The sequence below is a fragment of the Sorangium sp. So ce836 genome, from assembly GCF_028553905.1.
Lineage (GTDB): Bacteria > Myxococcota_A > Polyangia > Polyangiales > Polyangiaceae > Sorangium > Sorangium cellulosum_D.
Genome location: NZ_CP102233.1, coordinates 6,964,235 through 6,990,746 on the forward strand (window position 1 = coordinate 6,964,235; position 26,512 = coordinate 6,990,746).

The 26,512-nt window shown below is 68.1% G+C and carries 23 protein-coding genes; 17 read left to right on the top strand and 6 right to left on the bottom strand.

Annotated features, from left to right (window positions below):
- Nucleotides 1-16: 16 nt before the first annotated feature.
- A complete protein-coding gene (locus tag NQZ70_RS25285) occupies nt 17-1,228 on the bottom strand; it encodes a cytochrome P450 (protein WP_129576482.1) in 1,212 nt (403 codons plus the stop codon).
- A gap of 6 nt (nt 1,229-1,234) precedes the next feature.
- The gene (locus NQZ70_RS25290) at nt 1,235-1,969 is read right to left on the bottom strand and encodes a TetR/AcrR family transcriptional regulator (RefSeq protein WP_165374147.1); all 735 of its coding nucleotides are present in this window, start codon (nt 1,967-1,969) and stop codon (nt 1,235-1,237) included.
- A 144-nt stretch (nt 1,970-2,113) separates the two neighbouring features.
- On the opposite strand from NQZ70_RS25290, the gene NQZ70_RS25295 reads away from it, so the two are divergent.
- Nucleotides 2,114-2,437 carry a helix-turn-helix transcriptional regulator gene (locus NQZ70_RS25295; RefSeq protein ID WP_129576484.1) on the top strand — a complete coding sequence of 108 codons (324 nt, stop codon included), beginning with the start codon at nt 2,114-2,116 and terminating at the stop codon, nt 2,435-2,437.
- 2 nt (nt 2,438-2,439) lie between these two features.
- Complete coding sequence (locus tag NQZ70_RS25300) at nt 2,440-2,943, top strand: SRPBCC family protein (protein ID WP_129581568.1); 504 nt, start codon at nt 2,440-2,442, stop codon at nt 2,941-2,943.
- Between the two features lie 43 nt (nt 2,944-2,986).
- Here NQZ70_RS25300 and NQZ70_RS25305 read toward each other — a convergent pair whose 3' ends face one another.
- The gene (locus tag NQZ70_RS25305; RefSeq protein ID WP_165374148.1) at nt 2,987-4,363 is read right to left on the bottom strand and encodes a porin; all 1,377 of its coding nucleotides are present in this window, start codon (nt 4,361-4,363) and stop codon (nt 2,987-2,989) included.
- A 600-nt stretch (nt 4,364-4,963) separates the two neighbouring features.
- Between NQZ70_RS25305 and NQZ70_RS25310 the strand changes: the two genes are divergently transcribed.
- The 11 genes from NQZ70_RS25310 (at nt 4,964) to NQZ70_RS25360 (ending at nt 15,138) form a co-directional block, all read left to right on the top strand.
- Nucleotides 4,964-5,863, top strand: coding sequence for an NAD(P)-dependent oxidoreductase (locus NQZ70_RS25310; protein ID WP_129576486.1), 900 nt, complete (start codon nt 4,964-4,966; stop codon nt 5,861-5,863).
- Nucleotides 5,860-7,149, top strand: a complete 1,290-nt coding sequence (locus tag NQZ70_RS25315; RefSeq protein WP_129576487.1) for an ABC transporter substrate-binding protein — start codon at nt 5,860-5,862, stop codon at nt 7,147-7,149. Before NQZ70_RS25310 ends, NQZ70_RS25315 begins: the two co-directional genes overlap by 4 nt.
- Nucleotides 7,150-7,152: 3 nt before the next feature.
- On the top strand, nt 7,153-8,058 hold the full coding sequence (locus NQZ70_RS25320; protein WP_129576488.1) for a branched-chain amino acid ABC transporter permease: 906 nt from the start codon (nt 7,153-7,155) through the stop codon (nt 8,056-8,058).
- A 72-nt stretch (nt 8,059-8,130) separates the two neighbouring features.
- Nucleotides 8,131-9,108: a branched-chain amino acid ABC transporter permease gene (locus tag NQZ70_RS25325; RefSeq protein WP_129576489.1), complete on the top strand. Its 978-nt coding sequence runs from the start codon at nt 8,131-8,133 to the stop codon at nt 9,106-9,108.
- Nucleotides 9,095-9,844 (top strand): ABC transporter ATP-binding protein, encoded by a 750-nt coding sequence (locus NQZ70_RS25330; RefSeq protein WP_129576490.1) that lies wholly within the window; start codon nt 9,095-9,097, stop codon nt 9,842-9,844. The genes NQZ70_RS25325 and NQZ70_RS25330 overlap by 14 nt, the downstream gene beginning before the upstream one ends.
- Nucleotides 9,837-10,526 (top strand): ABC transporter ATP-binding protein, encoded by a 690-nt coding sequence (locus NQZ70_RS25335; protein ID WP_129576491.1) that lies wholly within the window; start codon nt 9,837-9,839, stop codon nt 10,524-10,526. Before NQZ70_RS25330 ends, NQZ70_RS25335 begins: the two co-directional genes overlap by 8 nt.
- Nucleotides 10,523-11,140, top strand: a complete 618-nt coding sequence (locus NQZ70_RS25340; RefSeq protein ID WP_129576492.1) for an ATP-binding cassette domain-containing protein — start codon at nt 10,523-10,525, stop codon at nt 11,138-11,140. The genes NQZ70_RS25335 and NQZ70_RS25340 overlap by 4 nt, the downstream gene beginning before the upstream one ends.
- A gap of 9 nt (nt 11,141-11,149) precedes the next feature.
- Nucleotides 11,150-11,923, top strand: a complete 774-nt coding sequence (locus NQZ70_RS25345; protein WP_165374149.1) for an SDR family NAD(P)-dependent oxidoreductase — start codon at nt 11,150-11,152, stop codon at nt 11,921-11,923.
- Between the two features lie 7 nt (nt 11,924-11,930).
- Nucleotides 11,931-12,719 (top strand): SDR family NAD(P)-dependent oxidoreductase, encoded by a 789-nt coding sequence (locus NQZ70_RS25350; protein ID WP_129576493.1) that lies wholly within the window; start codon nt 11,931-11,933, stop codon nt 12,717-12,719.
- 31 nt (nt 12,720-12,750) lie between these two features.
- Nucleotides 12,751-14,250, top strand: a complete 1,500-nt coding sequence (locus tag NQZ70_RS25355) for a CoA-acylating methylmalonate-semialdehyde dehydrogenase (RefSeq protein WP_269467653.1) — start codon at nt 12,751-12,753, stop codon at nt 14,248-14,250.
- Nucleotides 14,251-15,138 carry a MurR/RpiR family transcriptional regulator gene (locus tag NQZ70_RS25360; RefSeq protein WP_129576494.1) on the top strand — a complete coding sequence of 296 codons (888 nt, stop codon included), beginning with the start codon at nt 14,251-14,253 and terminating at the stop codon, nt 15,136-15,138.
- Between the two features lie 133 nt (nt 15,139-15,271).
- Here the strand turns inward: NQZ70_RS25360 and NQZ70_RS25365 are convergent, their stop codons facing one another.
- Nucleotides 15,272-16,354, bottom strand: a complete 1,083-nt coding sequence (locus NQZ70_RS25365) for a transaldolase family protein (protein ID WP_129576495.1) — start codon at nt 16,352-16,354, stop codon at nt 15,272-15,274.
- A 590-nt stretch (nt 16,355-16,944) separates the two neighbouring features.
- Here NQZ70_RS25365 and NQZ70_RS25370 point away from each other — a divergent pair.
- The 4 genes from NQZ70_RS25370 (at nt 16,945) to NQZ70_RS25385 (ending at nt 23,566) form a co-directional block, all read left to right on the top strand.
- Nucleotides 16,945-17,844 carry a PAS domain S-box protein gene (locus NQZ70_RS25370; RefSeq protein WP_237245596.1) on the top strand — a complete coding sequence of 300 codons (900 nt, stop codon included), beginning with the start codon at nt 16,945-16,947 and terminating at the stop codon, nt 17,842-17,844.
- Between the two features lie 115 nt (nt 17,845-17,959).
- Nucleotides 17,960-19,420 carry an NCS1 family nucleobase:cation symporter-1 gene (locus NQZ70_RS25375; RefSeq protein ID WP_129581571.1) on the top strand — a complete coding sequence of 487 codons (1,461 nt, stop codon included), beginning with the start codon at nt 17,960-17,962 and terminating at the stop codon, nt 19,418-19,420.
- Nucleotides 19,421-19,689: 269 nt separating this feature from the next.
- Nucleotides 19,690-22,455, top strand: a complete 2,766-nt coding sequence (locus tag NQZ70_RS25380; protein WP_237245598.1) for a hypothetical protein — start codon at nt 19,690-19,692, stop codon at nt 22,453-22,455.
- 211 nt (nt 22,456-22,666) lie between these two features.
- The gene (locus NQZ70_RS25385; protein WP_165374150.1) at nt 22,667-23,566 is read left to right on the top strand and encodes a DMT family transporter; all 900 of its coding nucleotides are present in this window, start codon (nt 22,667-22,669) and stop codon (nt 23,564-23,566) included.
- A gap of 192 nt (nt 23,567-23,758) precedes the next feature.
- Here NQZ70_RS25385 and trpA read toward each other — a convergent pair whose 3' ends face one another.
- Nucleotides 23,759-24,556, bottom strand: a complete 798-nt coding sequence (gene trpA / locus NQZ70_RS25390) for a tryptophan synthase subunit alpha (RefSeq protein WP_129576498.1) — start codon at nt 24,554-24,556, stop codon at nt 23,759-23,761.
- A gap of 2 nt (nt 24,557-24,558) precedes the next feature.
- Nucleotides 24,559-26,511, bottom strand: a complete 1,953-nt coding sequence (gene trpB / locus NQZ70_RS25395; RefSeq protein ID WP_165374151.1) for a tryptophan synthase subunit beta — start codon at nt 26,509-26,511, stop codon at nt 24,559-24,561.
- Nucleotide 26,512 lies beyond the last annotated feature (1 nt).

Here is a 26,512-nt window from a genome sequence, read left to right on the forward strand (position 1 = left end):
CGCGCTGCCTACCCCTTCAGCGCAAGCTCCGCTGGACGTCCACGGGAAGTCGCCGGACGCTGATCATGTTCCACGGGTTGTGGAGCTCGCAGCGGTCGTCGCTGGCCACCGCGATCGTCCGGTACCGGTCGAGGAGGATCTCCAGCGCGATCTTGGCCTCGAGCCTGGCCAGCGGGGCGCCGAGGCAGAAATGGATGCTGTGCCCGAAGCTCAGGTGCTGGTTGGGCTTGCGGTGGATATCGAACGTGTCGGGATCCTGGAAGTGGGCGCCGTCCCGGTTGGCCGAGGCGATCCACAGCATGATCAGCTGCTCGGCGGGGACCAGCTGCCCGCCGAGCTCGACCTCCTTCGTGGTCCGCCGGGCGAGCCGCGGGAACGGCGAGCGGTGGCGGAGCACCTCCTCGATGGCCGCCGGGATCCGCGCCGGGTCGGCCCGGAGCTCCGCCGCGGCGGCGGGGTGCTCGTCAAGGCAGAGGATCGCGTTCCCGAGGAGCGCGGTCGTCGTGATGTGCCCGGCGATCAGCAGCAGGCCGACGAAGCCGACGATCTCCTCGTCCTCCAGACGGTGCCCGTCGACCTCCGCGCGCACCAGCTGGCCGATGAGATCGTCCGTGATGCGCTCGCGGCGCTGCTTGATGTGCGCAAGGAGGTAGCGGTTCATCTCGCCGAGCACCGGCCCGAGGCGGTCCAACATGGCCTGATCCGGCAACTGGCCCGGGCCCTGGGTCTCCCTCGACAGCATCGAGTCGGCCCAGGTCCGGAAGGCTCCGCGGTCCGCGACCGGGACGCCGAGCAGCTCGGCGATGACGATCACCGGCAGCGGATGGGCCACGCTCCCGACCAGGTCGAAGCGCTCGGCGTCGCCGACGTCGGCGAGCAGCTCGCCGGTGACGGCCGCGATCCGCGGCGCGAGCCCCGCCACCACGCGCGGCGTGAACGCCTGGCTGACGAGATCGCGGAGCTTCCGGTGCTTCGGCGGGTCCATCCGGACGAAGTTGCCCCTGGAGAACAGGTCGAAGTCGGCCTGCGGCGGGATGAACTTGGACATGTCCGACGAGAACGTCGCCGGATCGGACAGTACGCGGAGGATGTCCGCGTGGCGGTAGAGATGCCAGATGCGCTGTTTCTCGTCGTGGAGAACCGGGGTGGACTCCCGCGCTTCGCGGAGCCATGTCAGGAAGGCGTCCAGCGTGGGCTGGGTCGGCTGGGTCACGTCGGTCGTGCTCATATCGGATCACTCCTCGGGGCTCTCCCGCGTTGAGGTGATGTTGCCGTGTGCGAACCGCGCGTAGTGAGCGCGTAGCTGGTCGAACTGGTCGACGATCGCGGGCGCGAGCGCGCGCACGACGCCGGGATCGGGGGGCTCGGGGGGCTCGAAGGCCCTGCGCACCATCGTGGCGACCATGTCGGCCCGCTCCTCGATCGGCCGCCGCTGCTCGGCCACGAGCAGCGGATCGATCATGTAGAAGCCGAGCACGGCCGCGTTGATCGCGTAGATCTGGGCGTCCAGATCCACGTCGGTGCGCAGCAGCCCGTGCGACCGCAGGAGCCCGCAGTACTCGCGGAGGTAAGCGAACTTGTTCGCCTGGAGCGGGCGCGCCGTGCTGTCGGTGACGAGGCTGCCGAGCACCTCGGTGTCGCGGGAGAACAGCGCCTGCAGCAGCGGATACTCCTCCAGGAGGAGGAGCCTGCGCCGCATCACGCGGTGGAGCAGGATCTCCGCCGGATCCTCGCGCATGACCTCGGCGAACCTGTCGAACATGCGCAGGGCGTCGCGCGCGAGGACCGCCAGGAAGAGCGCCTCGCGCGTCTTCCAGTGCAGGTAGACCGTGCCCTTGCCGATGTTCGCCCGTTTGGCGACCTCGTCGATGGTGACGCGCTTGTACCCCCAGCGGAGCACCAGCTCCGCCGCTGCATCCAGGATCCGCTCGGCCCGCTGCCGCTGCTTCGAGAAATCTCCGTCGGCCACCCTCGCCCTCCGCGCCTTGATAAATGACTGATTTCGAAAATTGGTCAAGTGTAGATCAGTCATGGTTGACGCAAGCCAAATTCCAGGACTTTCAGACGTATATTCCTTGACAAGCATATACCGAGAATGGAATATAGGTCGTCGATGATGCAGACGTTCGCGGCGCTCGCCGATCCGACCCGCCTGCGCATCGTCGAGCTGCTTCGCGCCGGGCCCCTGCCGGTCGGCGAGATCTGCGACCGCCTGCCGCTCCCGCAGCCGCAGGTCTCGAAGCACCTGCGCGTGCTGCGGGACGCCGGCCTCGTCGGCGTCCAGCCCCGCGCGCAGCAGCGCATCTACGGGCTGCGCGCGGCGCCGCTGCGCGAGCTCGGCGCGTGGCTCGAGCGCTTCCGGGACATCTGGGACGAGCGCTTCGAGCAGCTCGACGATTTGCTGGCCGAGATCCAACGCAACGAAGAGAAAGGGTGAAGATGGAGACGACGAACCTTGACGTCAGGTCAGAGCGGGAGATCGTCATCACGCGCACGTTCGCGGCGCCCCGGAGCATCGTGTTCGATGCGATGACGAAGCCAGAGTACGTGAAGCGCTGGTACGGCCTCCGGGTCCTCACGATGTCGGTCTGCGAGATCGACCTGCGCGTGGGCGGGAGGTGGCGCTACGTCCTGCGCGCGCCCGACGGGAGCGAGCACGGGTTCACGGGCGTGTACCGAGAGATCGTGCGGCCCGAGCGGGTCGTGTGTACCGAGAACTACGAGCCGCTCGGTCCGGGCCACGAGATGCTCGCCACGGCGACGTACGATGAGCGCGACGGGAAGACGACGTTGACGAGCCGGATCGTCTACCAGTCCCAGGCCGATCGCGACGCGCACCTGCAGTCCGGCATGGAGGCCGGCATGCGCGAGACGTTCGATCGCCTCGCCGAGATCCTCCCCGCGCTCGCCTCGGGTGGATTCGAACCGGCGAGCGCCTCATGACGCCTCCGCACGCTGGTGTGCGGAGGCGACGCGATGCTTCCAGCTACCACTCTGCGAGCACGCCGGCGCTGACGACGTTGGCGTTCTGCGTCTCACCGCGATGCCAGGTGTGCTTCAGATTCATGCCGTCGATCGAGAACACCACAGGGTTCATGTAGTAGGCGATCTTCCCGCCGATGCCGCGCACCTCCTCGATCACGCTGATCTTGACCGGGTTCGAGGCGGCCCTGTCCCAATCCGTCTCCACCACGTTGGTGGAGCCGTAGGTGACCGCGACCTCGAGATTACCCGCGCGGTAGTTCGCGGCTGCCAGGTAGCCGTAATGGGTGCGCAGCTCGCCGACGCTGTCGATGGCCGTGTTGCCGAGCGCCCACGCGGTGCCGAGCCCCTCGCCGAACCAGCCCGTGGCGCCGATGCCGAAGCCGGCGTAACGACCCCAGGCGCCGCCGCCGGCGCCCCACACGTTGCGCACCGCGTCCGCTGGAATGCCAGGATCCTGCGTGTCCGGGTTGCTCGGCGACTCCTTGGTGCGGCCGACCATCTGCGTCAGGCCATTGATCCAGGCGTTGACCTCGTCCTTCACGACGGGCTTGTCGTCCAGCACCCTGCGGAGGGTGAGCTCGCCCTCGAAGCGGGGCGCGACCGTGCGATTCCAGGAGGCGTCGATCATGGCCGGGTCGAGCGCCGCCACCGAGAGCTGCACGCCGGCGAGCTCCGGCGTGGCGTAGCCGAGCTGCGCGTGACGAGACGGGAACATCGAGCCCACGCCGGTGTGGCCGCAGGTGGCCGCCCCTGACGAGTCCACGTTGCACGGGTGACCCACGCCGTGCTGGTGGATCAGAGTCCAGTTCATCCTCATGCCGCCGCGATTGAACAGGCCGAGGCGGCGGCCGCCCCACGCTGCGCCCCAGCTGCCGGACAGGTCCACATACTGCTCGCGGAAGTCCACCGAGGCCGCGTCGTTGAACTGGCGCACGTTGTTGTTCTGGGCGTTCTGAATGCCGGCCCACAACGCCAGCTTGATGGTGAGCTTCACGTCCGGCAAAACTTGCTTGTAGACGTTGAACGCCAGGATCGTGCTGGCGAACCCGCCGCGGATGCGGAACGTGTTCAGATCCGTGTCAGTGACGGTGTTGCCGACGGCGCCAGCGGGCGTCGGGTTGCCGCGGATCGAGATCTGCGGTCCTACCAGGATGTACCGATCGGTCGAGGCAGGGTCGTCGGGGTCGACCTCGTTGCCTAGGCCATCCGCGTCGATCGTCTCGCCACCGATCCAGTTGAGGTAGGCGTCGACGCGGCCGCTCGTCGAGACCTCCCAGTCGTCCGCCTTCTCCTTCTTGAGCAGGAAGATCTCGGCTCGCGCCGGCAACGACGACAGCAGCGCGGGCACGACGCCCGCGCAGACCACGAGGGCTCGCACGACTCTCTTTGAATGAAGCACGCTTGTCGATCTCCTCTGCCTGGATCTCGAACGAAGGCCGGCGTGGAGCGCAGCCGGCGGCGCACGCAGCGACAGGAACGAGTAGTCCAAGACGATAAAAATTGAAATAAAAATTCTAAAAAGCGCTGCTGAACGGCGTTCGGAGCGGCGGCAACGCGCTCGCCCAGCTCCTGTCGACATTGGCGTAGGGCATCAACGATTCGCCGGCGGGAGGTCGAGGCTGTAGGCGGAGGGCGAGCGCATCAAAGTGCATAAAGTTGCAAACTCACTGCATCCCAAACAGCATGAGCGCATGAAATCATGATTGTTATTGAATATTTAGAGGCTCTCACGCGCTGGCCCTGAGGCCGTCGGCGCCCATGCGAGCGCCCCAGGCACATCCTGTGCCACGAGCTCTGCGGGCAAGCTCGGGGCTGTACCAGACCCCTCTGAAAACCGCTGTGGGACCGTGTTCTAACGGTTGACAAAATAGAACAAATATTCTACGACAGAGCTCCCTGGGCCAGAGCCGCTGGCGAGAACAAATCGGAGCGCGTGGAGGCGAAGATCCTGCGATCAGCGCCCTGGTAGGAGTTCATCATGGCAAAGAAGATCGGGTTCGTCGGAGTGGGTTTGATGGGACACGGCATGGCCAAGAACCTCCTGGCCAAGGGCTTCCCCGTCACCGTGATGGCTCACAGGAATCGCAAGCCGATCGAAGACCTGCTCGCGCAAGGCGCGAGCGAGGCCAAGACGCCGCGCGCCATCGCCGGAGCCTCCGATCTCGTCATCCTGTGCGTGACCGGCGCTCCGCAGGTCGAGCAGGTCGTGTACGGAGAGAACGGGATCCTGGGCGCCTTCAAGAAAGGCATGATCCTGCTCGACTGCTCCACGAGCGAGCCGGCCATGAGCGAGCGCGTCGCGAACGATCTGGCGGCGCTCGGCGCGTCCTACGCCGACGCACCGCTGGCGCGCAGCCCGAAGGACGCCGAGGCCGGCAAGCTGAACACCATGGTCGGCGCCGACGAGCAGACGTTCGCTGACGTGCGGCCGGTGCTGGAAGCGTTCTGCGAGAACATCTTCTACATGGGCGGCGTCGGCTCCGGCGCCCGCACCAAGCTCATCTACAACCTCATCACGATGGGGCACGCGGCGCTGATCGCGGAGGCGATGTGCGCGTGCGCGGCCACGGGCGTCGACCTCGGCAAGTTCGCCAAGGTGGTGGGCAGCGGCGGCGCCAACAGCGGCATCTTCCAGCTGATCGTGCCGAAGATCCTGGAGAGCGGCGACTTCAGCGGGCTCAACTTCACGCTCGCCAACGCCGCCAAAGATCTCCGCTACTACAACCGCATGGTGGCGGACGTTCCGCTCACGGCGCCGATGGGGCCGGCGGTGCTCAACTCGCTCGTGTCCGCGCTCAATTCCGGCTACTCGGACGGGCTGGTCGGACACATGGTCGCCTCCCACTGCAAGCAGAACGGCGTCGAGCTCGGGAAATGACCTCTCGCACCCTGAACCTGGCGGCGGTGGGCGCGCTCTGCGTGCTCGCGGCGGCGTGCAGCAAGAAGGCGGGTGCCGAGGGCGCTTCGTCCTCGCAGGCGGAATCAGGCAAGCCGCCGATCCTGATCGGCATCACGGCGGACGCCAGCGGGCAGTATGCGAACAGCGGCGACTCCGACAAGCGCGGCATCATCATGGCCATCGAAGAGGCCAACGCCAAGGGCGGCGTGCTCGGTCGGCCCGTGAAGTGGGTGCACATGGATACCGAGACGACGCCGGCGACGGGATCCCGCGTCGCCGAGCGCATGATCAAGCAGGACAAGGTCGCCTTCCTCGTCGGCGGCGTCAGCTCCGGCGTGGCCAACGCCATCTCGCAGGTGGCGCAGAAGTACGGCGTCATCTACCTCAACACGAACAGCAGCTCCGCCACGGAGGCCGGCGAGAACTGCCACCGCGTGAAGTTCGTGTGGGACGCCAACGGCAGCAACTTCACCCAGGCTTCCGCCAAGGGCGCGATCGAGGCGTTCGGCAAGAGGTGGCTCTTGCTCACCAACGACTACGTGTGGGGTCACGACACCGCCAAGGCCACCAAGAAGGTGGTGACGGAGAGCGGCGGCGAGATCATCGACGAGATCCTCGTGCCGCAAGGCACGCGTGACTTCAGCGCGATCCTGCTCAAGGTGCAGCAGAAGGCGCCGAACGTCATCGCCGCTGCCGTCGGCGGTGACGACCTGAAGGCCCTGCGCGCGCAGGTCGCGCAGATGAAGCTGGGCGACAAGTACGCCTGGATCAACAACCAGCAGGACTGGCCGGACATCTACGGCTTGCCGCGCACGGACCTGTTCGGCGTGTTCGGCACGACATGGTACCAGGGGCTCGACTTGCCCGGGGTCAAGGAGTTCAACGCCAGGTACGCCAAGGCCAACCCCGACTCCAAGATCAAGACGCCGGGCAACGTGTTCTACAACGGCTACTGGGCGACCCGCTCGCTGCTGGAGGCGGTCGAGCGCGCCAAGACCACCAAGAACCACGCGGTGATCAAGGAGCTGGAGGGCCTGAAAATTTCAGCCAGAGACCGCATGCAGCACCACGACGCCTACATGAACCCGGCGACGCACCAGCTGCAGCAGACCATCTACCTGGCCACCGCCGACCTCGACTCCCAGAACCCCGACGCGCTGTTCAAGATCCTCAGCCACGCCGATCCGAGCCAGGTCGTCGACAAGGACGCGGACGCCAAGTGCAAGCTGGAGCCGCTCGAGTCGACGCCCGTCTACGAGCCGTAAGCCGTGCTGCCCCACCTGATCAACGGCGTCTCGCTCGGCATTCTGTTCGGGCTGCTGGCGCTCGGCTTCATGCTCATCGTCGGCGTCATGGAGGTGATCAACCTGGCGCACGGCTCGCTGTTCGCGCTCGGCGCCTACCTGGCGGTGGAGATCATCAATCCCGGGTTCATGGGCGAGGCGGCCGGCACGTACCTGGAGCTGCCGCTGGCGCTCAGGTACGCGCTGGCGCTGATCGTGGCGCCGCTCCTGCTCGGGGTCGTGGGCATGGGCCTGGAGCGCTGCGTCCGCCGCACATACGGGAAGAAGCCCGAGTACGGCCTCTTGCTCACCTTCGGCGCCTCCCTGGTGCTCGAAGAAGGCATTCGCATCGTGTGGGGCCCGGGCGAGAAGAAGCTGCCGGTGCCGGAGGCCGTGAACGGCGCGTTCATGGCCGGTGACCTCGTCTACTCCAGGTATCGGTTCTTCGCCGCCTCTCTGGGCGTCGTGATGATGGCGCTCGTGTGGCTGTTCCTCGAGAAGACGCCCTACGGGGCCCGCGTGAAGGCCGGCGCGCACGACGCCGAGATGGTGCGCGCGCTCGGCATCAACATCGGTCGACTGCGGCTGTTCGTGTTCGCCATGGGCGCGGGTCTGGCGGCGCTGGCCGGCATCGTCCTGACGCCGATCTGGGGCCTGCGCCCGCACGTGGGCGTGGACGCGGTGATCCCCTCGTTTCTCATCATCGTGCTCGGCGGCGTCGGTAGCTTTTGGGGCGCCGTGCTCGCCGGGCTGCTCGTCGGCATCACGGTCGGCATCACCGGTGGATACGCCGCCGAGTGGTCGGTCATGTCCATGTACCTCTTGCTCATCCTGGTGCTCAGCGTCCGCGCGCGCGGGCTGATGGGTAAGAAGAGCGCGCTCGAGGCCTGATCGATGCCGCTTTACACACCCGTCACCACCAGAGGCCGGAAGGGTCGCGGGCAAGCCTGGGTCACGAGGCCCATGCTGATCACGCTGGCCTCGATGGCGACCTTCCCGCTCTGGGCCGAGCATGTCGGGCTCTACCAGTACCTCGGCATCGAGGTCGCGATCTGGATGTTGTACGCCCTCGGCTACAACTTGCTCATGGGCTACACGGGCCTGCCCGCGTTCGGCCAGGGCGCGTTCCTGGGCGTCGGCGCCTACGCCTACGGCCTGTCTTACCTGAGCTGGTCGCAGAACCCGCTGGTTTGCCTGGCGCTCGGCGCGGCCGCGGGCGGCCTCGGCGCTGCGCTCGTCGGGGCGCTCGTGGCGCACCGGCGCGGCATCTACTTCGCCCTCCTCACCATCGCCTGCGGGCAGGTGTTCTGGTTCGTCGCCATGAAGGCGCACTCGATCACGGGCGGGGAGGACGGCTTGCTCGACATTCGCCGGCCGGCGCTGGCTGGGCTCGATCTGAAGGACAACGCCACGCTGTACTACGTGGTGCTCGCCATCCTGGCGCTCGCGATCGTGGCGCTGTGGCGCCTGGTGCACTCGCCGTTCGGCAAGGCGCTGCAAGCCATCCGTATGAACGAGCCTCGCGCGCGCTTCGTCGGCTACGACGTGTGGCTCACGAAATGGGCCGTGATCGCGCTCTCCGGCGTGTTCGCCGGGCTGGCCGGCGGGCTCCTGGCCGTGGCGCAAGAGAGCGCCTATCCGGACGTGATGAACGTGCACAGCTCCGGCTTCATCGTCATGGCGGTGCTGATCGGCGGCGGCACCGTGAGCTTCTGGGGGCCGGTGCTGGGCGCGCTGGTGTTCATCGTCGCGCGCGACCTGCTCGGCGCCGCGACCGAGACCTGGCTGCTCTGGTACGGCTTGCTCTTCATGGCGGTGGTGTTGTTCCAGCCCGAGGGCATCGCCGGCGCGTTTCAGCATTACCGCGCCAAGCTCTCGCGCGGATCTCGCGCGGCGGGATCCGAGCGGCTGCCCACGGAGGCTGAAAATGGCTCTGCTTGAGGCCATCCACCTGAGCAAGCGCTTCGGCGACCGGGTGGTCTTGGAGGACATCACGCTGTCGTTCGAACAGGGCCAGCTGGCGGGCATCATGGGCCCGAACGGCGCCGGCAAGTCGACCTGCTTCAACGTGCTCACCGGTCACTTCCCGCCGGATCGCGGGCAGGTGCTGCTGGATGGACAGGACATCACCGGCCTGTCGCCGCGGCAGATCGCGCAGAGGGGCGTGGCGCGCTCGTTCCAGATCATGAGCTTGTTCGACGAGTTCACGGTGCTGGAGAACGTGCTGTTCGCCGTGCCGGAGATGCGCCGCTCCGGCATGAACCCGTTCAAGAGCGTCGCCGCCGACTCGGCCGCGATGGACAAGGCGATCCGCGTCGTCGAGCAGGTGGGGCTCGGCCAGCGCCTCGACAGCAAATCGATCGACCTGCCCTACGGCCAGCGCCGCGCGCTCGAGATCGCCGTGGCGGTCGCGGCGGAGCCGCGCGTGCTCTTCCTGGACGAGCCGACGCAAGGCATGGGCGCCGAAGGGCGCGACCGGCTGCTGGAGCTGATCCTCACGCTCAAGCGCCGCTTCACCATCGTCATGATCGAGCACGACATGGACTTCTTGTTCCGACTGGCCGATCGCGTATCGGTGATCCACTGGGGCCAGGTGATCGCGCAGGGCACGCCCGACGAGCTGCGCTCGGATCCGTGGGTGCGCCGGGCGAAGCTGGGAGCGCCGGCGGATGCTTGAAATCCAGGGTATCGAGACCTTCTACGGCGAGACGCAGGCGCTGTTCGGCGTCGATCTGAGCGTCGGCAAGGGCGAGGCCGTGGCGCTCTTGGGGCCGAACGGCGCCGGCAAGACGACCGTCTTGCGCTCCATCCTCGGTCTCACGCCGGCTCGCCGCGGGGCAATCCGCTTCGGCGGCAGCGAGATCACGCGCGCGGCCACGAGCGACATCGCCTGCGCCGGCATCGGCTGGGTGCCGGATGATCGCCGCATCTTCCCCGCGCTCAAGGTGAGGACCAACCTTCAGCTGGGCAAGAAGAAGACGGCGTTCCGCAGCTGGAGCGAGAAGGAGGTGTTCGGCCTGTTCCCTGCGCTGGAGTACCTGCTCGATCGCGACAGCGAGAACCTCTCCGGCGGCGAGATGCAGATGGTCGCCATCGGCCGCGCCCTGCTGGGCGGTCCCGGCCTGGTGCTGCTGGACGAGCCGTCGCAAGGCCTGGCGCCCAAGCTGGTGCAGGACGTCATGAAGACCATCGCGCGCCTGCGCGACGAGGGCATCGGCGTGCTGGTGGTGGAACAAAACGTGCGCAGCGCGCTGGCGGTGTGCGATCGCGCGTACGTCATCCGCGGCGGCCGCGTCGTGCACCACGGGCCGGCCAAGGCGCTGCTAGAGGACGCACGCCTGCTGGGAGAGCTGTCATGACGACGCCGGTCCTCGAGGTGCGGAACCTGAAGAAGACGTACTCGCGCGGCCTGTTCGCCAGGAAGCAGACGTTCAGCCTCAGCGCCTCGTTCGCGATCGAAGGGCCGGAGATCATCGGCGTGATGGGGCCGAACGGCGCCGGCAAGACGACCTTGTTCGAGATGCTGTCGGGCAGCGACGTGCCGACCAGCGGTCAAATCCTGTGCGGCGGGCGCGACATACAAACGGTGAAGTACCGCGAGCGTGACCGCCTGGTCATTCACTATCACCAGTCGTATCAGGTGCGCTCGGTCAAGAAGACCAAGCCCGACTTCATGCTGCAGCCGGCGGGGTCCGACTACCCGCTGGTGCACATCTTCGACGAGCCGCAGTTCAGCACGCAAGACGGTTACATCGGCTTCATGCTGAGCTTCTTCAAGCAGCTCCGCGCCAGCGGCCGCGTGGTCATGCTGTGCGTACATCCCTACGAGCCGTTTCACATCGACATCATGCGTGACCACTGCGAGCGCTTCCTGTTCGTGGCCGGTGGTCATGTCGCGGAGCTGCCGACGTACGGCAGGCTGCTGGAACATACGGGCGTGCGCGACTACCTGGGCGCGCTCGCGGATTGCTGAGCAGAGAAGATGACTCCAACTAGAATCGAAACGAAGGACAAGACGAACAACCCGAGCCGCGTCGCGATGGTGACGGGCGCCGGCGGCGCCATGGGCGCGGCGATCGCGCGCTTCTTGCTCGCCGAAGGCCACCGCGTGGTGCTGGCGGACGCGGATCGCGCGGCGCTCGATGCCGTGACGGCCTCCCTGGGCGATGGCGCCTACCCGATCCTGTTCGATCTGAGCGACTCGGCGCAGGTCAAGGCCGCGTGCGCCGACGTGCGCGAGCGCGTCGGGGCGGTGGAGATCCTGGTCAACAACGCGGGCGTGCTCTCCAATCACAAGCTGGCGGAGACCACTCCGCAGGAGTGGCGCAAGATCATGGCCGTCAACCTGGACGGACCGTACCACCTGAGCCGCGAGTGGGCGCCCTCCATGCGCGAGCGCAGGTGGGGCCGCATCATCAACATGTGCTCGGTGGCCATGAAGACCGGCGGGCTCACGGCCGGCACCGCCTACACCGCGTCCAAGGGCGCGCTCGGCGGACTCACGTTCTCGCTCGCGCGAGAGCTGGCGCCGCACGGCGTGACCGTGAACGCCATCGCGCCGGCCTACGTGAAGACCAAGATGATCACCGAGCAGCTCACGGAGGAGCAGCGGCAGCGGACGCTGGAGCAGATCCCCGTCGGTCGCTTCTGCGAGCCGGAGGAGATCGCGCACGCCGTTGTGTTCCTGTCGTCGCCCCTGGCTGGCTTCATCACCGGGGAGCTGCTCGATATCAACGGCGGTTTACACCTGGATTGAGGCCACCATGACGACCACCGCGCACCAGTTCTCGAGGACCCTGCTCGACAAGGTCGCTTATGTACCTGGCGGCACCGGAGTGCTCGGCGCGGCGATCGCGCGCGGCCTGGGCCACGCCGGCGCCAAGGTGGTCGTGGGCGGCACCGACGAGCGCAAGCTGCGCGCGGTGACAGGCTCGGTGCTCGCTACCGGGGCGGAGACCAGGGGAGTCGCCTTCGACGCCCGCTCGGTGAAGGACATCGGGCGCTCGGTCGACGCGGTCTGCGACTACTTCGGGCGCTGCGACATCCTGGTGAACGCCGTCGGCATCCATCGCGAGCAGCGCGTGCTCGAGGCGACCGAGGAGAGCTTCGACAGCGTGATCGACCTCAACCTGAAGGCGGCCATGTTCCTGGGGCAGGCCGTCGCGCGGCGTCAAGTGCAGCAAGGTCAGGGCGGGCGCCAGGTGCATATCCTGTCCGTGCGCGCCTCCCTCGCCCTGCAGGGTAAAGGCTATTCGGCCTACACGTCGAGCAAGGGCGGCCTGGCCATGATCGTCCGACAGCACGCGGTGGAGCTCGCGCCGCATGGCATCAACGTGAACGGCGTGGCGCCGACCTTCGTGCAGAGCGAAATGGCGCAACATGTACTCAACACCCCCGAGCAACGAGCCAAGCTGCTCGATCGCATCCCGCTCGGACGGGTCGCGGAGCCGGAGGACGTCGTCGGACCGACGCTGTTCTTCTGCGGCCCCGGCAGCGATTTCGTGACCGGGCAGATCCTGTACGTGGACGGAGGCCTGACGGCCTGCCAATAGCGCGGCACGAGCCTCGATAGGTAATGAAGCCATGATCAAGAAACTGCAGAACTACGTAGGCGGCAAGATGACGGACAGCTCCACTCAGCGTTGGGGCGACGTCTTCAACCCAGCGCTCGGCGCCGTCACGAGCCAGGTGCCGATGTCGACGGCCGGCGAGGTGTCGAGCGCCGTGCTGGTCGCCAAGCAGGCCTTCGAGGGCTGGTCGGCGACGCCGCCGGTGCGGCGCGCGCGCGTCATGTTCGAGCTGAAGAGCCTGATCGACCGGCACGTGGACGAGCTGGCGGCGCTCGTCACCGCCGAGCACGGCAAGGTGCTCGACGACGCGCGCGGCTCCGTGACGCGCGGCATGGAGGTCGTCGAGTTCGCCGCTGGTATTCCGCAGCTGCTCAAGGGTGAGTACTCGGAGGGCGTGGCGCGCGGCGTCGACAGCTGGTCCTTTCGCCAGCCGCTCGGTGTGTGCGCCGGCATCGGGCCGTTCAACTTCCCGGCCATGATCCCGCTGTGGATGGCGCCGATCGCCATCGCCTGCGGCAACACCTTCATCATGAAGCCGTCGGAGAAGGTGCCGTCGCTGTCGCTGCGCCTCGCGGAGCTGTGGACGCAGGCTGGGCTGCCGCCGGGCGTGTTCAACGTCGTGAGCGGCGACAAGGAGGTCGTCGACGCTCTCATCGAGCATCCGGACGTCGCGGCCATCAGCTTGGTCGGCTCCACGCCCGTGGCCGAGGACGTTTATCAGCGCGCCACGCGCGCCGGCAAGCGGGTGCAGGCGCTGGGCGGCGCCAAGAACCACATGATCGTCATGCCCGACGCCGACCTGAGCCACACGGTCGACGCGCTGATGGGCGCCGCCTACGGCTCGGCCGGCGAGCGCTGCATGGCCATCTCGGTGGCCGTCGCCGTCGGCCCCGGAACGGGCGACCGCCTGGTCGATGCGCTCATCCCCAAGGTCAAGGCGCTCAAGATCGGACCCGGCGACCAGCCGGGGTTGGACATGGGGCCCCTGGTCACCAAGCAGCACCTCGAGAAGGTTTCCGGCTACGTGGACCTCGGCGTCAAGGAAGGCGCCAGGCTGGTGGTCGACGGGCGCGGCCTCAAAGTTCCCGGATCCGAGAGCGGCTTCTTCCTGGGTGGTTGCTTGTTCGACCACGTCACCTCGTCCATGAAGATCTACCAGGAAGAGATCTTCGGCCCGGTGCTCGCCGTCGTCCGCGTGCCGACGCTTGACGCCGCCATCCAGTTGGTGAATGCCCACCGCTATGGCAACGGCGGCGCCATCTTCACCAGCAGCGGCGAGGCTGCGGATGAGTTCACCAAGCGCATCCAGATCGGCATGGTGGGCGTGAACGTGCCGATCCCCGTCCCGATGGCGTTCCACAGCTTCGGCGGCTGGAAGGGCTCGCTGTTCGGCGATCACTACATGCACGGTCCGGAGGGTGTCCGATTCTTCACGCGCCTGAAGACCGTCACGTCGCGCTGGCCGCGAGGGGCCAGCGTCGGGGCGAGCTTCGCCATGCCTACGGTGAAATGAATGAAGAAGAGCGAAGCTACGCATCCGGAGACGTACGATCAGCTGGAAAAAGCGATCATCAAACAATTCCCCAGCCTGAGCAAACGTCTCCAGCAGATCGCCAGCCACGCTCTCGATAATCCCAGTGAGCTCGCGCTCGATACCATCGCGCAGGTCTCGCAGCGCGCCGGCGTGCAACCCAGCAGCCTCATCCGCTTCGCCAAGGAATTCGGCTTTTCCGGCTACAGCGACATGCAGCGCGTGTTCCGCACGCGGCTGACCGACGCCATGCCGGACTACAAAGAGCGCCTGCGCTCCCTCAACGGCACGGAGGGCGCTCCGAGCGAAGAGGCCAAGGGCGACGCCAGCGCGCTGCTCGACCAGTTCGTCGAAGCGGACATCGTCGGCCTGCGCCGGCTGCAGCAGCAGAGGCGGGTGGGGCCGCTGCTGGACCAAGCCTACAAGCTGATCACGGACTCCGAGATCGTGTATGTGGTGGCGCACCGCCGCTCCTTCCCGATCGCGTGCTACCTGGCCTACGCCTTCAGCCAGATGAACGTGCGCAACGTGCTGGTGGACGGCGTGGGCGGCATGTTCATGCAGCAGGTCGGCCATGCCACGAGCCGCGACGTCATCATCGCCATCAGCTCCAAGGCTTATTCGCCGGACGTGGCGCAGGTCGTGCGTGAAGCCAAGCAGCGTGGCGTCAAGATCGTCGCCTTGACGGACAGCCCGCTCAGCCCGCTCGCCGAGCACGCAGACGTGAGCCTGGAGGTACAGGAAGCCTCGGTCGGCATGTTCCGCTCGCTCGCCGTCACCATGACGCTGGCCGTCACGCTCATCGTCGGCCTCGGCCGCGCCGTGGAAGCCAAGCGCAGCCACGGTAACGGCAAGAGGTCGAAGCGATAGACCTGACGGCTCCGCGCACCGCCAGGCGTCAGGCGAGCGGTCGCGGAGGGGTACGGCGACGCGGGGGCGGCCCGCGGGGCGAGCTGCGACGCGGCAGCCCACCCGCCTAAGCTCCCCGGCCGGCGCTGTCAGCTCACGTGTCTGGATTCGGAATGCGCAGGTCGCGGATGAAGCTGAGCAGCCCGTAATACGAATCGAGGAAGGTGCGCAGCGTGCGGCGGGTGGCGCCGAAGTCGTCGAACTCGGCCACCTTCATTCCCTTGGGGTCGTAGGCGCGCCGGAAGTCCTCGAGCTGCTCCGAGAGCTCGGTCATGGCTTGCTGCGGAACCGGGTTGTCGATGCGCGGGATGACCGGGATCGTGGAGGCGTTGAACTTGCGCTGCCACTCCGGTGGAATCGTGAGGATGACGTCCCCGCCCACCAGCTCCGACCAGTGGAGGTGATGACGATAGGCGGCGGCGAGCAGGCGCGTGCGGTATCCGGACTGCTTGAACGTCTTGAGCGCGTTCTTGAACACCGCGATGCCGGCCCAATCCAGCGTGCCGGGGGTCGGCACCTTGCCTTGTCGTTCGCACACGACCTTCAGCCAGTCGTCGAGGCGGCCGACCATGATGGTGCAGACCGGGACCATGTTGGCCGTGGAATGTCCGGCTGCCTCACGGCGCTTGAGCCCTCGCTCGACGGCCTCGGCGACGGCGACGGCCTGCGGCGCCGTGAAGGAGACGGTGGCGTTGACGTTGACCCCCTCCGCCGTCACTTCCTCGATGGCCTGGATGCCGGCCGCCGTCGCCGGAATTTTCACCTGCAGGTTGGGGGCGAGCGACGCGAAACGGAGCGCCTGGCTCACGAGCGCGTGGGGGCTCCTGTGAAATTCCGCGTTGGTTTGAATCGACAACCAGCCCTTCTTGCCTCCCGTCTGCTCGAACACGGGTGAGAGCAGGCTGGCAGCTTTCACGGATATCTCTTCCATCAGCTCCCAGGCGATGTGCGCCTCCGTCCACGTGGGCTGCGCTTGAATCAGCTCCTCCACGCGCGCCTTCCAGTCGTCGAACTCGGTCCTGAGCACGCTGGCGACGATGGTGGGATTGCTGGTGGCGCCGACCGCGCCGTGCTCGAGGGCGTACTTGAGCTCGCCCACCGCGCACGAGTCGCACCAGAAGTCCGTGGGGGTGGTGGAGGCCATCTCGTGCAGGGGGCTGCGGAACTTGGTGGACATGTTGACATTAGAACATATTTTCTAAAGATGGGCAATAACCGGAACAAAAATTCCATGAGAGGGATCCCGGCCGCTGCCTCGAGGCCTTGGCCATCGAGTGGATGGGGCTGGCCCGCGCGGGGGCTGCTCGTGTCGGTGGACTGGGTCGACCAACAGGTGGATGGGAGGGCGATCCCCTCCCCGGAGTTCACGCTGGATGGGCGCCGCGCGACGCCGCTGATGCTCGGGCCCGCGCCGTCCCCTGTCGCGAGGACCGGCGCTGTCGTCGACGTCGACAGCCCTCGAGAAGGACGGCGCGGCCGAGAAGGTAAAGCAGCGAACATAGGAAACGAACAAGGTTCGGTAAGGGGACGGCCGCGGTGAGCCACGAAGCTGGGTCACGGTGCGCTCGCGTGCGTCGATCGAATGTGCGGGTCGTACGGGGTCGGAGGCGCTGCGCAGGGCGACCGCACGTACGAAGTTCACCCGCGGCGACCGTGGTTTTGGTACGCTGACGGAGAACGGCGCCGTCCGTCGGCGCTTCGAAGGGCCACTGGATCATGAACGATGGCGAAGCGAGGAGTGGCAGTACAGCGGAGGTGGAACTGGAGATGCTCCGCCGGCGCAACGCCGAGCTCGAGCGGGAGCTCGCCGAGAAACGGCTGGTGGAGGCGGCCCTGCGGGAGAGTGAGGCGCGCTACCGGGGCATCGTCGAGGACCAGACCGAGCTCATTTGCCGCTTCCGGATGGATGGCACGCTGACCTTCGTCAACGACGTGTACTGCCGGTATTTCGAGAAGACGCGGGAGGAGCTGGTCGGTCATCACTTCACGCCGCTCGTCCCCGACGAGGACCGGCCGGCCCTCGATCGCCAGTTCGCGAAGCTCGGCCCCGACAACCCGATCGTCCACACCGAGCACCGGGTCGTGCGCCCCGACGGGTCGATCCGCTGGTTGCACTGGACCAACCGCGCCCCGCTCGGCGAGGGGGGCGCGAGCGCCGAGTTCCAGGCGATCGGCGTCGACGTCACCGATCGCCGGCAGGCCGAGGAGGAGGTGCGGCGGCTCAACGCCGAGCTCGAGCTGCGCGTGGCGGAGAAGACGATGAAGCTCGAGCAGATGGTCCGCGAGCTGTCGGCCCCGCTCATGCCGGTGGCGGATCAGGTCATCGCGATGCCGCTGATCGGCTTCCTCGACAGCGCCCGCGCCGCGGCGGCGCTCGAGACGCTCCTCCAGGGGGTGATCGCGCACAACGCCACCACCGTGGTCCTGGACATCACGGGCGTGGTGGTGATCGACACCCAGGTAGCGGACGCGATGATCCGGCTGGCCAAGGCGGTGCGGCTCCTCGGCGCGCAGGTGGTGCTCACCGGCATCCAGCCGCGGATCGCGCAGACGCTGGTCGAGCTGGGCGTCGGTGTAGGCGGCGTCGTGACGCTCCGGACCCTGAAGGAGGGTATCGCGTTCGCGCTGAAGCGCGGCCCCGCCGGACCTCGACCTCCGTCGCGCTAGCCCTCTATCCAATCTCACATCGACTCGTGTAGCGTCATGGACCATGGCGCAGACGACCGTCCAGCACGACGCGCAGCCCGCTCCTCGACGCGCGAGAGAGAGCGGCGGTCCTCGGATGGAAGGGGAGGTCGACTCCCGCTACATCAACGAGGACATCGCGCCCGTGCGCCTGGATCAGCGCAGATGGGGGATGAAGGACATCGCCGCACTGTGGATATCCATGTGCGCCTGTACTCCCACGTACATGCTCGCTTCGGGTCTGATCGCCGAGGGGATGAGCTGGGGTCAGGCCGAGCTCACGATCCTCCTCGGCAACGTCATCGTGCTCCTGCCCATGATCCTGAACGCGCACGCGGGCACGAAGTACGGCATTCCGTTTCCCGTCTACTGCCGGAGCGCGTTCGGCGTCCGAGGGGCCAACGTGCCGGCGGTGCTCCGGGCCCTCGTGGCGTGCGGCTGGTTCGGAATCGGGACATGGCTCGGCGGGTGGGCCATCTACAAGATCGTCGCCGTCTTCATGCCGTCGATCGAGCAGATGCCGGCGACGCCGCTCGGCATCAACGCGGCCCAGCTCGCCTGCTTTCTGCTGTTCTGGGGCATCAACGTCTGGATCATTCACCTGGGCATCGAGTCGATCCGGATCCTGCTGAACATCAAGGCGCCCCTCCTGGTCGCCCTCGGCCTGCTCCTGCTCTTCTGGGCGCACGGCCGCGCCGGCGGGTTCGGCCCGATGCTCGAGAAGCCCTCGGCCTTCGCGGCGGGGCAGCCCAAGGACGGCCAGCTCTGGAGGTTCTTCTTCCCTGCGCTCACGGGGATGGTCGGCTTCTGGTCCACGCTGGCGCTCAACATCCCCGACTTCACCCGTTACGCGCGCTCACAGCGCGATCAGGCCCTCGGGCAGGCCGTCGGTCTGCCGCCCACCATGGCGTTCTTCTCGTTCATCGGCGTCGCCGTCACGTCGGCCACGGTCGTCATCTACGGGGAGACCATCTGGGACCCGGTCGTCCTCATCACTCGCTTCGAGAGCCCCGTCGTCCTCGTCGTCTCGCTCGCTGCGCTCAGCATCGCCAACCTGGCGACGAACATCGCCGCGAACGTGGTGAGCCCCGCCAACGACTTTTCGAACCTCTGGCCGTCACGGATCTCCTTCCGCACGGGCGGCCTCATCACCGGCATCATCGGGATCCTGATGCAGCCCTGGCGGCTCGTCAGCGATCCGACGGGGTACATCTTCACCTGGCTCGTCGGCTACTCCGCGCTGCTCGGCCCCGTCGGCGCGATCCTGATCGCAGAGTACTACGTGATCCGCAGGACCGAGCTCGATCTCGCCCAGCTCTACAAGCGGGAGGGGCCCTATTGGTACACGAACGGGTGGAACCCCATCGCGATCGTCGCCCTCGTCGCCGGCGTCCTGCCCAATTTGCCTGGCTTCCTCGGCACCATCGATGTCTTGACGGTCTCCGCCGCATGGATGGATTTCTACCACTACGCGTGGTTCTCGGGTTTCTCGATCTCGCTCGTGGTCTACGTCGCCCTCTCGCTGATGCGCCGCCCGGCCAAGCTCGCCGCGGCTTGATCCTCGCCGCCCGAGCCGAGGCGCGCCGCGACATGCCACCTCCCTCACCACCGCGACAGGGCGTCTTCGCGACCGCATCGTCTCGGTGGGTCAGGCCCCTACCGCAGAAGACCTGTAGCACATTGTGGAGCGATCCATCCACGAGGAGCGCTCGCCCTTGAAAGGTGTCTTGCCAAACAATCCAATCTCATTCTGACTCGGCGCTATTGCTCGGTGTCTGTGTTTCGGTGGTATCCTTGAATGTTCCCGTAACCTTCGAGGTGCCCATCATGAAGCTCCTTCTCCTGTCGCTCTCGGCGCTCGCCCTCGCCGCCTGCGGCGACACCGGCGCATCCGTGGACGAACCCCGAGCAGCCGCGAGCGCCCCGAGCGCCCTCGCCCCCGCCCGGCCCTACACCCTCTTCGAGAGCGGCCAGGTTCGCCCTCTCGCCCTCTCGCCAGACGGCTCGACGCTCTTCGCCGTCAACACGCCCGATAACCGGCTGGAGATCTTCAAGGTCAAGCGGGGCGCGCTCGTGCACCGCGGCTCGGTCGCCGTCGGCCTGGAGCCCGTCGCGGTCGCGGCCCGCAGCGACGACGAGGTCTGGGTCGTCAACCACCTCTCCGACAGCGTGAGCGTGGTCGACGTCTCGAGGCCCAGGAAGCCGCGCGTGGTGCGCACGCTCCTCGTCGGCGACGAGCCTCGCGACATCGTCTTCGCCGGCCCCGGCAAGGACCGCGCCTTCATCACCACCGCGCACCGCGGCCAGAACAGCCCTGTCGACCCGGCGCTCACCACGCCGGGCGTGGGCCGCGCCGACGTCTGGGTCTTCTCCGCGGCGAGCCAGAGCCCCGCGCCGCTGACCATCGTCACCCTGTTCAGCGACACGCCGCGCGCGCTCGCCGCCACGCCCGACGGCGCGCGCGTCTACGCGGCGGCCTTCCACTCGGGCAACCGCACCACGGTGGTCGAGACCAACGTGGTGAACCTGGGCCTCGGCCTGCCCCCGCCGACCACCAACGCCGCCGGGGCCGCGCAGCCGTCGGCGCCCCTCATCGTCAAATTCGACGGCCAGCACTGGGTGGACGAGCTGAATCGAGCCTGGGACGACAAGGTGAACTTCGCGCTGCCCGACAAGGACGTCTTCGTCCTCGACGCCATGGCCGACCCGCCCGCGCAGGTCGCGGGCCCCGCGGGCGCCTTCCAGGGCGTGGGCACGGTCCTCTACAACATGGCCGTCAACCCGGTGAGCGGGCGCGTCTACGTGGCCAACACCGAGGCGTTCAACGAGCAGCGCTTCGAGGGTCCCGGCGTCTTCGCCGGCCACAGCGTGCGCGGCCGCTTCAACCACAACCGCATCACGGTGCTCGATCCGGCGACGGGCGGCGTGGCCCCGCGGCACCTGAACAAGCACATCGATTACAGCGCGTGCTGCGCCCCGGTCCCGAACGCCGAGAGCCGGAAGAGCCTCGCGCTGCCGCAGGGCATGGCCGTCTCGCGGAACGGAAAGAAGCTCTACGTGGCCGCGCTCGGCTCCGACAAGATCGGCGTCTTCTCGACCGCGGCGCTGGAAGCCGACACCTTCGTGCCCAGGCGCGCGCGCCAGATCCCCGTCTCCGGCGGCGGGCCGACCGGCGTGGTGCTCGACGAGGCGCGCGAGCAGCTCTACGCCCTCACGCGGTTCGACAACTCCATCGCGGTCATCGACCTCGACGCCCAGGCCGAGATCGCGCACGTGCCCATGTACAGCCCGGAGCCGGAGAGCGTGGTCCGCGGCCGCCGCTTCCTCTACGACGCCTCGTTCTCGTCGAGCCACGGCGACTCGGCCTGCGCGAGCTGCCATGTCTTCGGCGACGTCGACAGCCTCGCGTGGGACCTCGGCGACCCCGACGCGACGACCACGCCGATGCCAGGGCCCTTCGTGCTCGATCCAACGCTCTTCGGCCAGCCCGCCGAGTTCGCCGCGCTCAAGGGGCCGATGACGACGCAGAGCCTGCGCGGCATGGCCAACCACGGCCCGATGCACTGGCGAGGGGACCGCACCGGCGGGAACGACGCGCCGAGCGCGCAGCCGGACAGCGGCACCTTCGACGAGGAGGCGGCGTTCAAGAAGTTCAACGTCGCCTTCGTCGGCCTGCTCGGGCGCAGCGCGCCCATCCCTCAAGCGGACATGCAGGCGTTCACCGACTTCATCCTCCAGGTGATGTATCCGCCGAACCCCATCCGCCGGCTGGACAACACGCTCACCCCCGACCAGGAGGCGGGCAAGGCCTTCTTCATCGAGCCGGGCGGCGCGTGCAGCACGTGCCACGTGCTCGATCCAGCGGGCAACGCCGAGCATGGGGTTGCATTCCCGGGCTTCTTCGGGACCGACGGGCGCTACACGTTCGACTTCATCTTCCAGAGCTTCAAGGTCGCCCAGCTGCGCAACGTCTATCAGAAGGTGGGGATGTTCGGCATGGTGCAGAACCCCCGCTTCAACGATCGAGACACCGAGTTCCAGGGCGACCAGATCCGCGGGTTCGGCTTCGCCCACGACGGGACGGTCGACACGATCTTCCGCTTCCACGATCAGCGCGGCTTCAACGAGGCGCCCGGGGTCGCCGGGTTCCCTCCGGGCGAGGCGGGCGACGTGCTGCGCCGGCAGGTGACCTCGTATCTGCACGCGTTCGATACAAACCTGGCGCCCATCGTGGGCCAGCAGGCGACGCTCGCCGGCGCCGGCGACACGGCGGCCGAGCAGCGCGTGGACCTCTTGATCGCGCGCGCCGGCGCGGGCGAGTGCGATCTCGTGGTGAGGGGCCGCGTGAACGGCGACGAGGCGGGCTTCCTCTACCAGGGCGACGGCACGTTCCGCCGGAACCGGGCGGGGAGCGCGGCGATCGGCGCGGCGGCGCTGCGCCAGCTCGCGGCCGCGGGGAGAGCGCTGACGTACACCTGCGCGCCGCCGGGCTCGGGCGTGCGGATGGCGCTCGACCGCGACGGCGATGGAGCGCTCGACGGCGACGAGGAGGACGCGGAGACCGATCCGGCGGATCCGGCGAGCCATCCCTGAGGCTGAGCCGGGACAGCGCCCTCGCGCGCGCTCACGCCGTCGGCGCACGCGCCGGGCCGGCCAGCGGCCCGGCGAGCGCGTCCAGACCAGAGCGCCGCGGCCCGCGCTGCCACGGCGCTCGGAGAGGCGTCCGCCTCGATGGCGTGCGGTTTGCAGTCTGCATCAACCGCTCTCGGACTGGCCTCTCCACGGCTCCGAAGAGCGCGGGAACATGAAGAGAAGCAGCGCTGGACCTTTCCTGGACCTCACCCTCGCCATGGCCCTCGTCGGCAGCTCCGTCGTGGCCGGCAAGATCATCACCCGCGAGTTCCCGGTATTCCTGGCTTCGGGCCTGCGCTTCGGGCTGGCGATGCCCGTGCTCATTCTCCTCCTGCTCGCCAAGGAAAAGCGCCTGCCGGCGCTCGTTTGGCGCGACTACCGCGTGCTCTTCCTCCAGGCGCTGACGGGGGTGTTCCTGTTCAGCCTCTTCCTCCTGTACGGACTGCGCTACACGACCTCCTCCGAGAGCGGCATCATCACCAGCACGACACCGGGCGTCACCGCCCTCCTCGCGGCCCTGATCCTCGGCGAGCGGCTCAATCGCTGGAAGTGGGCCGGCGTCGGTCTCTGCGTCGCCGGGATCGCCGCGCTCCAGCTCGGGTCCGGCGGAGAGGGCGGCGCGGAGGGCCCCCGCGGCTCGGCTCACCTGCTCGGCACGGTCCTGATCCTGGGAGCGGTCGTGTGCGAGAGCCTGTTCACGATCCTGGGAAAGGTCATGACCGCGAGGCTCAGCCCCCTCGCGGTCTCGACCATGGTGGTCGCCTTCGGCTTCGTGCTGTTCTTGCCGCAGGCGGCCTACGAGGCCCGCTCGTTCTCTTTCTCGCAGGTCTCGATGGCCGGCTGGCTGTCGATCGTGCACTACGCGCTGGCCGTCACCGTCCTCGGCTTCGTCCTGTGGTACCGGGGTGTCAGCAAGGTCTCCGCCGCCACGGCGGCGGTCTTCACGGGAGTCCTGCCCGTGAGCGCGCTGATCCTGTCCTACCTCGTGTTGCACGAGGAGCTCCGCGCCGCGCACGGGCTCGGCATCCTGCTGATCTTCGGCGGGATCGTGTGCGCGGCCCGGCAGCGCTAGAGTACCGATGAGGTAGAAAGTCACCTGAGAGGAGAGACCGCAAGGGCGCAAGAGGCGCAACGGGACAGAGATGGAATTGTATTCTTCTCTTCCCCTAGCGTCCCTTGCGCCCTCGCGGTCCTCTTTCCATGAATCGATCTTCGGATCGACGTCCTAGAGCGTGCCGTGCTGCTCGGGGCAGCCCCGAGCAGCCTACCCGCGCGTCGCGTCCTTCAGCTCGCGGACAAACCCCTCGACCGCGGCGAGCCGCGCCGGCGCCGGCGTCGCGTCGAGGAGGCGAAGGATCGCGCTGCCGACGATGGCGCCGTCGGCGCAGCGCGTGACCTGGCGGACGTGCGCCGACGTCGCGATGCCGAAGCCGACCGCCACCGGGAGCGCCGTGGCGGCCCGGATGCGGTCGATCACGGCGTCGAGCCCGTCCGCCACGCGTTCGCGCACGCCGGTGACGCCGTTCACGGAGGCGCAGTAGACGAAGCCGCTGCCCTTGGAGCCGGCCACGCGGAGGCGAACCGGGCTGGTCGTCGGCGCGGCGATGAAGGCGACGCCGAGGCCGTGGGCGGCCAGAGCCTCGAGCCAGGGGTCGGCGCAATCGGTCGGCAGATCGGGGACGATGAGGCCGTCGATGCCCGCCTGGACCGCGGTCGCGGCGAGCCTGTCCAGACCGAAGGCGAGGAACGGGTTGCTGTAACCCATCAGCACGATCGGCACCGACACGGAAGCCGCGCGGGCCCGGGCGACCTCGGCGAGCACCCAGGCGAGGCTCGCGCCGTTGGCCAGCGCCTCGTAGCTGGCCTTCTGGATCACCGGGCCATCGGCGACCGGATCCGAGAACGGTACGCCGACCTCGATGGCGTCGGCGCCGGCGCGCTGGAGCGCCACGAGCAGCGGGATGAGCGACTCCCGCGACGGGTGGCCGGCGGTCACGTACGGAATCAGCGCCCGCTCGCCGCGGCGCGAGAGCTCCGCGAACCGGGCTTCGAGCTTTCTCATCGTCAGACTCCCTCCCTGTGCATGTGCTCGATCGCCGAGGCGAGGTCCTTGTCGCCGCGGCCGGAGATGTTCACCACCAGGATCGCGTCGCGGCCGAGGCTCGGGGCGAGCTCCAGGGCGTGCGCGACCGCGTGCGAGGGCTCGAGCGCCGGGAGGATGCCCTCCATGCGGCAGAGCGTCTGGAACGCGTCGAGGGCGCGCGCGTCGTCGACGGCGACGTACCGGACGCGGCCCGTGTCGCGCAGGTGGGCGTGCTCGGGGCCGACGCCCGGGTAGTCGAGGCCCGGCGCGATGCTGTGGGTCTCGAGGATCTGGCCGTCGTCATCCTGCAGGACGTAGGTCCTGTAGCCCTGGAGGACGCCGACCTTGCCGGTGATGAGCGGCGCCGCGGGCTGACCGCTCGCGAGGCCCTCGCCGGCGGCCTGGACGCCGATGAGCTCGACCGACGGCTCGTCCAGGAACGGCGCGAAGATGCCGATCGCATTGCTGCCGCCGCCGACGCACGCGACAACGACATCGGGCAGGCGCCCCTCGCGCTCGAGCACCTGCGCCCGGCACTCGACGCCGATCACCGTTTGAAAGTGGCGAACCATGGTGGGGAACGGGTGCGGTCCCACCGCGGACCCGAGCAGGTAATGCGTCGAGTCGACATTGGAGATCCAGTCGCGCAGGGCCTCGCTGCTCGCGTCCTTCAACGTCCTCGAACCGCTGTGGACGATCCGAAGATCGGCGCCCAGCACGCGGATTCGCTGGACGTTCATCGCCTGGCGCTCCGCGTCGGCGGCCCCCATGTAGACCGTGCAATCGAGCCCGAGCAGGCTCGACGCGGTCGCGACGGCGACGCCGTGCTGGCCGGCCCCCGTCTCTGCGACGACGCGGTGCTTGCCGAGCCGGACCCCGAGCAGCGCCTGGGCGACAGCGTTGTTGATCATGTGGGTACCGGTGTGGGCGAGATCCTCGCGCTTGGCATAGATGCGCGCGCCGCCGAGGGACTCGCTGAGGCGCAGGAGGGGTGTGAGCGGCGTCGGGCGGCCAACGAAGCTCGTGAGGATGGATCCGAGCGTCCGATTGAACTCGGCGTCGTCCTTGTAGCGGAGAAAGCCCTGCTCGATCTCCTCGAGGCTGCTCATCAGCGTCTCGGCGACGAAGCGGCCGCCGAACGCGCCGAACATCCCCGGCGCCGGCGCCGCAGCGCCGAGGAGCGACCTGAGGGCCGCGCCGGGGTCGGGCGCGCTGACCAGCGCCTCGCCGACGAGGATGCCGTCGAACCCCATGGCGGCGACGGAGGCCACGTCCGCGGCCGTCTTGAGGCCGCTCTCGCTGACCGTGAGCACGTCGGCCGGAATGAGCCGGCGGAGCGCGCGGGACCTGTCGAGGTCGACCGCGAACGTCGACAGATCGCGGTTGTTGACGCCGATGATGCGAGCGCCGGCCCGCACGGCCCGCTCGATCTCGTCGGCGTCGAAGGTCTCGACCAGAGCCTCCATGCCGAGCGAGCGCGCGAGCGAGATCAGCTCGGTGAGGAGCGCCGCGTCGACGCCGCGCGCGATGAGCAGCACGGCGTCGGCGCCGGCAGCGCGGGCCTCGATCACCTGATACGGGTGAACGACGAACTCCTTGTACATCACGGGGACATCCACCCCCGCGGCGTTCGCCACGGCCTCGACGATCTCGGGGCCGCCGCCGAAGAACTCCCGGTCGGCGAGCACGCTGATGGCGCGGGCGCCGTTCGCCGCATAGGCGCGGGCGGTGGCCACCGGGTCGAGGCCCTCGCGGAACACGCCCTTCGAGGGCGACTTCTGCTTGATCTCGGCGATGGCGGACACGCCGTCCCTGCGCAGCGCCGCCGCGAAATCCCGGGGTGGTCGGGCCGTCGTGGCCCGCTGCTCCAGCGCAGCGCGCGGAACGCTTCGCTCCCTCGCGGCGATCTCGCCGCGCTTGTGTTCGAGGATCACA